This is a genomic window from Microseira wollei NIES-4236, assembly GCF_020521235.1.
GTDB lineage: Bacteria > Cyanobacteriota > Cyanobacteriia > Cyanobacteriales > Aerosakkonemataceae > Microseira > Microseira wollei.
In genome coordinates this window covers 1-5,636 of record NZ_BLAY01000328.1, presented here as the reverse complement: position 1 = coordinate 5,636, position 5,636 = coordinate 1, and the positions used below count along the sequence as shown (strand labels likewise).

Annotated in this window: 3 protein-coding genes and 1 pseudogene; all 4 read right to left on the bottom strand. The window is 46.4% G+C overall.

Annotated elements, in window-relative coordinates:
- Positions 1-146: 146 nt before the first annotated feature.
- Entirely contained in the window at positions 147-1,637 is a 1,491-nt protein-coding gene (locus tag MiSe_RS47405; protein ID WP_226594107.1) for a hypothetical protein, read from the bottom strand.
- Positions 1,634-2,239: an IS607 family transposase gene (locus MiSe_RS47400; RefSeq protein WP_226594105.1), complete on the bottom strand. Its 606-nt coding sequence runs from the start codon at positions 2,237-2,239 to the stop codon at positions 1,634-1,636. Before MiSe_RS47400 ends, MiSe_RS47405 begins: the two co-directional genes overlap by 4 nt.
- Before the next feature lie 26 nt (positions 2,240-2,265).
- A complete protein-coding gene (locus MiSe_RS47395; protein ID WP_226594103.1) occupies positions 2,266-3,846 on the bottom strand; it encodes a beta-barrel domain-containing protein in 1,581 nt (526 codons plus the stop codon).
- 27 nt (positions 3,847-3,873) lie between these two features.
- Positions 3,874-5,514: pseudogene (locus tag MiSe_RS47390) on the bottom strand (peptidase domain-containing ABC transporter); the annotation flags it as partial.
- Positions 5,515-5,636 lie beyond the last annotated feature (122 nt).

The window sequence follows — 5,636 nt, the reverse complement described above, 5'->3', positions numbered from 1 at the left end:
TGAGCTTGTAAATCCAACAATCAACATTAATTAAGCTTAATATTGACGGCAGATAAATCTGCTCGTGTCGATTTTCCGCCCCGCAATGAATTGACGGGGCTACCAATCTCCCGAAATTTTTAGGTGTAACTTTGGATCGATTGCCACTAACGCTTTCGCTTAGCAGATGCCCGACATCGCTGTTCGACATCAGCCTTAACCAGCGGCCCCCAGTTAGAGACTCGATAGTAATCGTGTCTGCGATTAACTACCTCGCACCGACCGATAAACATATTAAATTGGTACCAAGCGCCCCATACGTGCTTCCTGGGGTTCACCCCTAGATAGGCGGACACGGGGCGCGGCAATCTCTCACTCAAGTTCATACCTCTTCTAGCAATTGCAATCGCAGCAGCAATATCCGAGGATAATCCATACATCCGAGCGTATTTAACCAGTCCAATTAAACTGGTATAAGCTGGATTGCGAGTAAATAAAGAGATTCCACGATTGGATAAAATCGAATCTAAAAGTTGATAAAAACGGCTATAAGCCCAGCTAGACAGCATCCGAGCATACTTGGCACCTTTCTCCCTTAACTGTGCTTTCTTACCAGTAAAATCTAAGGATTCGCAAACAATCGGACAAGCAAACGCAGTAGCTAATTCAGCTAGCTGCAAGATGGCACCTACAATTTGAGCATCTTGTTTGCCACGAGGCAAACCCATTTGCATCGGAATTTTACCCGACGAGCTTAAATTACCTCGATCGTCGATGTATGCCCAACCAATTGAACTCGGATTGAGATCGATACCAATACAACCGTACTCGAGCGTTCGGCTCACTTGCGAGACTGGTAATGGAGTAAATTGTACTGCTACTACCCAGCGATGATCCTGGCGGTAAAAGTGCCAAGTTTTCGCACCAGCCTCGGGCAATCGATCAATATTTCTGTCAAAATTACCGATGGCTGAAGTTATATATTTGCCAAATTTAGCTGACAGGCAATTAGGCACTCTAAATTTCAGGTTATTACCATCCCACTGGCAAGTTTTATTGCCATAGCTTTCATCTTTCGACCCCACAATAAATACTTCACAGGAGTTGACTTTGACTCTCAGTGGTGCCACTTTCAGGTAGGCGAGGGTTTGAGTTAATTTATAGATGTATCTTTTCTTGTTGTGAATGGCAAATTTAGTTTGATGCCAGTTGGTTTTGCGAGTCTTCCTGTCGATCGCCAGGGGAAAATTACACCCTGTTTTCGAGTGCTGCCAATGTCGTTTGGCGTAAAACTTTTGAGCCAGAAGGAGTTTCCTTTGTGCTTTCTTTAACCAAGACACAGCGGATGTGAGTCTTTGTTCTAATTGTTTGAGGTGTCTGGTTCTTGATGCTTTCGCTGCATCTACTTTGCCTGCTGATAAAGCAATTACTCCATTGGCATGACGCTTGCTGATGCCGTAGGTCTGCTGTATGTGAGTATTCCAACTAGATTTATTGAATTTGATTTCTCGATTTAATAAATGGTTAACCGTCTCGATTGTCCCTCGATAAAACACTCCTGAAAATGCTGCCAGAAATAACTCAAACTCGCTCTCACCAATGGCCGTGAGTTCGGAGGTGCGAGTTGGTAAGCCTTTGCAGTAAGTGAGAATGGTCATAGCTTGAGAGCTACCTCCCTCAATTCTTCTACTATCTTTTTATTTTTCTGACTTCTGCTGCCATAGAGACGAGCTGAAAATACTGTAATAATTTCTAATACATCTGCCGCCAAGTCTTCCTCGAATGTACTCTCATCTGAGCGATTGATAATTATCACTTCCGTTCCAAATTTTTCACAGAGTGTAAAGATTAAATCAGAACCAAATCTGAGAAGTCGATCTTTATGCGTTAATACTAACCTTTCTACTTGGTAACTGGTAATTAGTTTGATTAATCGAATCAGCCCTTTCTTCTTGTAGTTCATGCCACTGCCTTGGTCTTGAATAATCTCAAATTCCCATCCATGCTTGGCGCAGTAACTTTCCAAGACTAAAACTTGTCTATTGAGATCATCTTTTTGGTCGTGACTGGATACTCTGGCATAACCAACGGTTAATTCATTACTGGATCTGTTGCCAATTAACTCAGCCATATCGTATCTGCGATGACCGCCTGCAGTCCGAGTTGATTTGATTTTGCCATCAAGCTCCCATCGATGTAAGGTTTTGACCGTCACACCCAATAGAGTAGCTGCTTCTTGAGGAGTTAAACTAGACATCACAGCATTATATCAGATTAAATGTCTAGTTATGTAACGAATTGTCCAGATATCGCTGGACTGTTCTCAAACCCCATCAGCAGCCTTGCTCTTCTGAGAATAAATTGTAAGACAGTCTCTTCTCTAGAAATAATCTCAGTTGTACCTTCCATTCCCGATTGAATAGTACACTTGCGTCCCCCAATACTCAGAGTAAGAGCTTCTGGCTCAATAGTCACATCGTAGGCGGCATCAACAGCAACGGCAATACTCGCTTGTGCAGTATTGGTATCTTTGCCTTGAGGCTTAATAGCGTCTGGAGAAATGGTGCTAACTTTGCCTTTGAGAGTGCCGTAGTCGGGATAGGGACAGGCAGACACCCGCAGATACGCGGTTTGGCTCGTTTCCACCTTGCCGATATCTTGAGATAACACCATTGCTTTGATCACCAAAGGCGCTTCGCTGGGAGCAATTTGGGCGATCGCATCCCCTGGACGTACCACTTGATCGGTGTTGCGAAGATTCAGTTGCAAGATGGTGCCAGATGCAGAGGCGCGAATCACAGTGTTGGCGAGTTCTGTTTCCAATTGTTGCAGTTCTTGCCGATCGCGGTTGATTTGATTTTGGAATTCAACTTTTCGCTGAATTAATTGCTCTCGTTCTTGTTTTAATCTGGCGAGGGTAGCTTTACCCGTAGCACTTTCTGCGGCAATTTTCTCCTTTACCATTGTCACAGTGGCATCGCTGGGATTGAGGGCAGCTTGAGTTCCTTGCCATCTTGATTCGGCAGCTTCAACCGCTCGTTTTTGCCGCTCGATATCTTGTTGTTTCGCCAAAATCGCTGCTTTTTGGGATTCTTGCGCCTGTTCTTGTTGTTCTACTGCTAGTTGTGCTTCCTGGTATTTATCTAGAGAAATTGCGCCCGCTTCGGCTAAAGGTTTATATCTGTCTTGCTTGGTTGTTGCTGCTTTTAAGGCAGCTTGGATTGACTTTAAATCTGCTTTGGCTGCTGTTAACTCGACCTGCGCTTTTTGCCATTCTTCTTGTGCTATCCTTAAGTTCGCTTCAGCTTCGTTGGCTTGCGCTACAGTGGTGATTTGTTTGTCTTTTAAGTCCCGTTGGGTGCGGCTGAGTTCAGCTTGAAATGAGGCGATCGCGCGCTTGGTGCGGTCAGCTTCAGCGGCAATTTGACTATCTAAGGCACTTGCCTGGATTTCGATTTGAGCCAGTTGCAGAGTAGCTTGCTGGATATTTCCTTGCAATTGCCGCTTTTTAGTTTGCAGGCGGGAATCGTCGATATTGGCAATGATATCCCCTTGTTTGACCACCTGATTCGCTGCGACTTTGATACTTTTGACTGTTCCTTCAACGGATGACTGCACAATTCGCAATTCGCCGTAAGGACGAATGGTGGCAGGGGCTTTGACGCTGACTTTATATTTTAGGATACTGGCGAGGGCGATCGCAAAGCTGAAGCCTGCGAGGAGAACCAACCCTCCTAAAATTGTCCACCGACTGATGGGGGGCAAGAATTCATCTGGGGTGGCGGGGTGGAGAAAAATTGCCTTAGCCTCCCCTTGGGAAGGGGTAGTTAGAGAGGGTGGTTTGGGAATGAAAGTGGGTGCGGTCATAACCGATCCTTAATCCAAAATTGTGTTTCAAGGGTTCAAAAAGTCCAAATGCTCGCCGGGAAGCTGACGCAACGCCTCTGGACTTCCTTGCAATTTCAACTCTCCTTGCACTAGCATGACGATCCAATCTGCACGCAGGATGACTCTGGGGCGGTGGCTAATCAGAATGGTGGTTTTGCCCTGTCGGTAATATAAAAGTTTATCCAGCACCTTAGCTTCCAATACGGGGTCGAGAGCGCCTGTGGATTCATCTAAAATTAGCACTGGCGGGTCAGTAATAATTGCTCTGGCTATGGCTAATCTTTGCTTTTGGCCTCCTGAGATATTGGCGCCGAATTCTCCTAAAACGGTTTGATATTTGTCCGGCAGTTCGCTGATAAACTCGTCTGCACTGGCAATCTGGCAAGCCCTGACAATTTGCTCGAAGGTAACTTGGGGATAGGAAAAGCGGAAGTTATCAAAAATTGAGCGACTCCAGAAGTGAGGTTCTTGAGGAACCAGCACTACCTGTTGCCGCAGGCATTCTAAGGAGAGGTCTTGCTGGTTATAGATGCCATAGCGGATATTACCCGATTGCAGCGGATATAATCCAGCAATCAGTTTAGCGAGGGTACTTTTGCCGCAACCGGATTGACCAATCAGTGCCGTTACTTTACCCCCTGGAATAATCAGATTGAAGTCTTTTAGCAGGTCAACTCTCCCCGCGTGGTGGAAGTTGAGATGGGTACAAATAATATCAGCATCGCTGGAAATTGTTGCCCAAGGTTTGGGAGTTGCGTTTTCGTCTTCTGGGGTGGCATCGAGGACTTCCGAGAGGCGTTGAATCACAATCTGGGCGGTAATAAATTCATCAATTAGTCCAACGACTAATCCCAGGAAGCCGAGAAAGTTGCCACTCATGCCATTAAAGGCAATCAACTGACCAATGCTTAAGGTGCGATTAATCACGAAGTAGCTGCCTAACCAAAGTAAACCGACAGTCGTCAGATTAGAAATTATCCCCGTGATGGTACTGCTGTATAAACCCAGCTTCATTGTTCCCCACCCTAGATTGGCGAGGCGACCAAAATTCCTCTGATACTCTTCCCAAGCTTGGGGAGTAGCTTGGGTGGTTTTGAGGACGAGGGCGCCGCGAAAGGTTTCTACCAAAAAGCCTTGGTTTTCCGTCGCTTCAATGATTGCGCTGCGGGTTTTTTGGCGCAAGGCGGGAAGGAAAAGCAGGTTGATCAAAGTAACGACGACAAAGGCGACGAGGGAGGCGACGCTGAGTTGCCAACTGTAGAACAGCATCAACCCCAAGGAGACGAGGGCAATAAAAAATTGACTGGGTAAACCCAGGACAATTTGGGAAACGAGGGCGTTAATCGTTCTCACGTCGGAGATGCGACTGACTACTTCTCCACTGCGATGGGAATCAAAGTAGGATAAGGGCAACCGCAGGAGTTTAAACCCATAATCTAGGGTTAATCCCAGTTGCAGCCGTTGACCAAAGTGACCGATCAGGTGAGATTGGACTAAGCCGATAATACTCCTGAACAGGTTCATGGCAATGACTGCGATCGCCACGGTAGTCAGGAGTTCTGTATCTCCCCGCACCAATACGTCATCGGTGAGGAGTTGCATCATCATGGGGGAGGCGAGGGAGAGGAGTCCAACGGCGAGGTTAACTGGACAGACGGGAATTCCCCCGCTATAGGTGTACTCACCTTAGCGGCGGGATGAAAGGCGAGTGAGAAGACGATTGCACCGCCGACCAATCGAACAATCGCAGATCTTGGCAGGAGAGGCGG